The organism is Acinetobacter harbinensis, from assembly GCF_000816495.1.
GTDB lineage: Bacteria > Pseudomonadota > Gammaproteobacteria > Pseudomonadales > Moraxellaceae > Acinetobacter > Acinetobacter harbinensis.
In genome coordinates this window covers 157138-160606 of sequence record NZ_JXBK01000002.1, presented here as the reverse complement: position 1 = coordinate 160606, position 3469 = coordinate 157138, and the positions used below count along the sequence as shown (strand labels likewise).

Here is a 3469-nt window from a genome sequence, read left to right as displayed (position 1 = left end):
CGATAGAAGTACTGCTGCTCTGACGTTGATGCTGCCAATGGCTTTGCGCAAGCAGTTGATTGACTTGCTCAGTTAGGTCTTTGGGCAGATTATTTTGGTTATAAAAGGTTTTAGAGGTGATCAGGAATTCTTTGTCCGCCCCCGTATGTTGATCGATTTCCGGATGTTCATTCAGTTCAAACCAATAACCGACTTGCGTATCACGTACCGTGGAATTGGCAATAAACTGTTTGGCTTGTAAGGCGTAGTAATGGCTGAGGTGTTGATTCAATGTTTCAATTTGATGATTACCCGAGGCAGTGGCGCCATCCTCGCCATTGAGGTCTTGCATCCAAGCCGGTGAGAAATGCCAAGCTTGCTCTAAGCCCAAACTGGCATTGTCGAAGTGCTCACTTTGGCTGTGTGTGCTGTGTACACTGCCGGAACCTTCTTCAGTCTCTAAGACATCGGCTTGCCAACGCTGTACATGCACTGCACTGGGTTGTAAGACACGCTGCCCGATCAAGCTGGTGATGCTGTCGCTTTGCTCGCTGGCGCTGCTGCGATGAAAACGAATGTTTCGACGCGCTAAGGCTGAATATTGGTTATTGTCATCAATCAGGCGAAGTTTCTGCGCTTGAATCTGCGCCGATGCATCCGCAACCGTCAGCTCAGCTTCATCAATCAGCCAGTTGATGCCTTCACTGCGCAGCAGTCGGGTGATAAAGTCAAAATCACTTTCAGCGGCCTGCATGATAAAGGGACGAATATCGTAGTCTTGGGTAAGTCCACTGTGATCTAAACTTAAACTGGCAGCCAATAAGGGGCTTTTGTCCTGCCATTCACGAAATAACAGATCGACCACATCGACCACAGATTTATTCATAAAGACGCGGGAATTGCGGCGCTGTTTAAATAAACTGCTCGGGTCTTCTAAGGTCAGGCGATAAATTGTCAAAGCGCCATCACTGGCGCCGATATCAGCTTGGGTGATGATGCCGCTCATGCGACTGAGCGTGCCTTGATCGGTGACGCTATCCACCGCAACTTGGCTGCCAATAAATTGTTTTAATGCAATGAAGGGATTGGTCGATAAACAGATCAGCGTGGCGCTTAAACCTTGATTGAGCGCATGCTGACCCTCAACGCGTTGCAGGAACAGCTGTGCATTTAAGGATGCGTTTGAAAATTGTATATGCAGCGCACGTTTGTGTGCGGTCAACCCAAGTTGTTCTAATGCAGAATAAATATTGTTAATCATGCGTTCTTTTAGTAGTTATACACTGCGGCGTATTCTACAAATAAAGCGCATCTTCGTCTAGGGCGCAGCCACTATGGCTCTGTAGCAAATCGTTACAAAGAGCAAGCATGGCAAGTTAGAAAAAATAACGATAAACGCTCTTTATCGCTGTAAGTGAAACATGCACCGATTCAAAGCACGCAACTCTAAAATTCCACGTCGTAAAATCCACTTTTCAGTTCTGCCTTAATCGCGATATTGAAGATATTTCCAAGTCGTTATGCGCCTAAGCCTAGACATGCTTGAAATAATTTAACGGAATCTTTAAATAAGAAATATTATTTATTTCAGGCATCGGAAATAATCCTGCATTCATATTGATTTGAATGGCCGGCAAAATTAATTTAGGCATCGTTAAACTGTGATCACGTTTGGTTCGCATCTCAATAAAATCAGCCTTTTTTGTTCCTTGTCGTAGATGAATATTGCGCTGCTTCTGTGACTTTATATCTGTTTGACAGATAAATTCACTGCGACCTTCAGGCAAATAATCGTGGCACAAAAATACTCGAATATCTTCTGGTAACTGATAAAGCGTTTGTACTGACTCAAATAAAATTGCGGCACTGCCTTTGGGAAAGTCACAACGAGCCGTCCCATAATCAGGCATAAATAGGGTATCTCCCACAAATACCGCATTACCGATGACATAGCTTAAGCATGCAGGAGTATGCCCTGGTGTTGGGATATTATAGGCCTCTAAATTGCCAATTTTGAAGTGTTCATGTTCGGCAAATAAATAGTCGAAAGAATCTTTTAAGTTTAAACCTTCAAAATCTAAATTGTAAATGCTACAAAATGTGTGTTGTACCATTTCAATTTTATCACTCATGGCAATTTTTCCTCCCAACTGCTGCTTCAAATATTGAGAAGCCGTAATGTGGTCGGCATGTACATGGGTTTCTAAAATCCATTGCACGCTTAATTGCTGCTGCTGAATAAAAGAAATGATCAGATCGGCATGCTGCGTGGATGTGGTTGCTGACGCTGCATCATAGTCAAGTACGCTATCAATAATGGCACATTGTTTGGTATCAGGGTCAGTTACCACATAACTAAATGTATTGGTATTTTGATCAAAAAAATCGTGTACCCAAGGCTGCGTCGACATTATTTATCTCCCAGTAATTTACGGTGTACATAAACTCCCAGCACCATCGCTAGAATAAAATATAACACTTGATAATGTCCTAAACCAATCAGGGTAAAGCTGGGTGCTGGGCAAATTCCCGCAATTCCCCAACCCGCGCCAAAGATCAGACTACCCAAAATGAGTTTTGAATCCAGACTGCGGTTTTGAGGTAATTGAATAGCTTCGTTATAAATGGTTTTTGATGCCGGATTGCGTAGCGCCTTTTGAAAAGGAATGAAAGCCACACTAATTGCACCAAGCATTACGAAGGCTAAACTGGCATCCCAATCACCAAACAAATCTAAAAAGTCTAAAACTTTCTCCGGATTCGACATACCAGAGAAAATCAGCCCGATGGAAAATATTCCGCCAAAAATAAAAGCCCATACGTTTTTCATTTAAAATGCTCCGGTTATATGTCGAATCAGGTAGACAGTACAAAAACCTGCACCCATAAACATTAGCGTTGCGACCATGGAACGGCCTGATAAACGGCTAATACCACAGATACCATGACCACTGGTACAGCCCGAACCGAGACGTGTCCCAAAGCCCACCAATAAACCTGCCACCACCATCATCAGCGGACTCGCATGCATCTCTATTTTAGGCGTAACAAAGAGTGCATAAATGAACGGTACCAACACCAAACCAGACATAAACCACAATGCGGGCGTTTTAAAAATCGTTTTACGATTTAGTATTTGAGCCAGCAGGCCACTTACCCCTGCAATACGTCCATGTACATACAGATAGCCAACCACAGCCACCCCCAACATGAGTCCGCCAATAAAGGCCTGTAAATAGTCATGCATAATTCTTTGCGCACCCTTACAATATATAATTTTATATTATATAATAAAATTAATTAATCAAGTGTTATTTTTATAGATCGTATAGGCCACTTATGAAAACTGCTGAAAGACAATCGAGTATCGATTTTCAAAAAATTAATATCGTCACGGATGGCTTAAAAGTGCTCTCTAATCCAGATCGTTTAAAAATTTTATGTGTATTAATTGAGTGTGAACTTAATGTTCAAGCAATTGAAAAAAATA

At 42.3% G+C, this 3469-nt stretch carries 4 protein-coding genes and 1 pseudogene; 1 reads left to right on the top strand and 4 read right to left on the bottom strand.

Annotated features, from left to right (window positions below; all coding sequences use genetic code 11):
* From SE27_RS12925 to SE27_RS12910, 4 genes are all read right to left on the bottom strand, one after another.
* Nucleotides 1-1240: phage late control D family protein (locus SE27_RS12925; RefSeq protein WP_039624242.1), on the bottom strand; the 1240-nt coding region annotated here is incomplete at its 3' end.
* A 271-nt stretch (nt 1241-1511) separates the two neighbouring features.
* Nucleotides 1512-2390 carry an MBL fold metallo-hydrolase gene (locus tag SE27_RS12920; RefSeq protein ID WP_039624241.1) on the bottom strand — a complete coding sequence of 293 codons (879 nt, stop codon included), beginning with the start codon at nt 2388-2390 and terminating at the stop codon, nt 1512-1514.
* Nucleotides 2390-2809 carry a DUF6691 family protein gene (locus tag SE27_RS12915; RefSeq protein ID WP_039624238.1) on the bottom strand — a complete coding sequence of 140 codons (420 nt, stop codon included), beginning with the start codon at nt 2807-2809 and terminating at the stop codon, nt 2390-2392. Before SE27_RS12915 ends, SE27_RS12920 begins: the two co-directional genes overlap by 1 nt.
* On the bottom strand, nt 2810-3226 hold the full coding sequence (locus tag SE27_RS12910) for a YeeE/YedE family protein (RefSeq protein WP_039624237.1): 417 nt from the start codon (nt 3224-3226) through the stop codon (nt 2810-2812).
* A 92-nt stretch (nt 3227-3318) separates the two neighbouring features.
* Between SE27_RS12910 and SE27_RS14625 the strand changes: the two are divergent.
* Nucleotides 3319-3469: pseudogene (locus tag SE27_RS14625) on the top strand (transcriptional regulator); the annotation flags it as partial.

Excerpts from the sequence above, each read along its gene's own strand:
- SE27_RS12920 (WP_039624241.1), bottom strand. The coding sequence starts at position 2,390 with ATGTCGACGCAGCCTTGGGTACACGATTTTTTTGATCAAAATACCAAT.
- SE27_RS12915 (WP_039624238.1), bottom strand. The coding sequence starts at position 2,809 with ATGAAAAACGTATGGGCTTTTATTTTTGGCGGAATATTTTCCATCGGG.
- SE27_RS12910 (WP_039624237.1), bottom strand. The coding sequence starts at position 3,226 with ATGCATGACTATTTACAGGCCTTTATTGGCGGACTCATGTTGGGGGTG.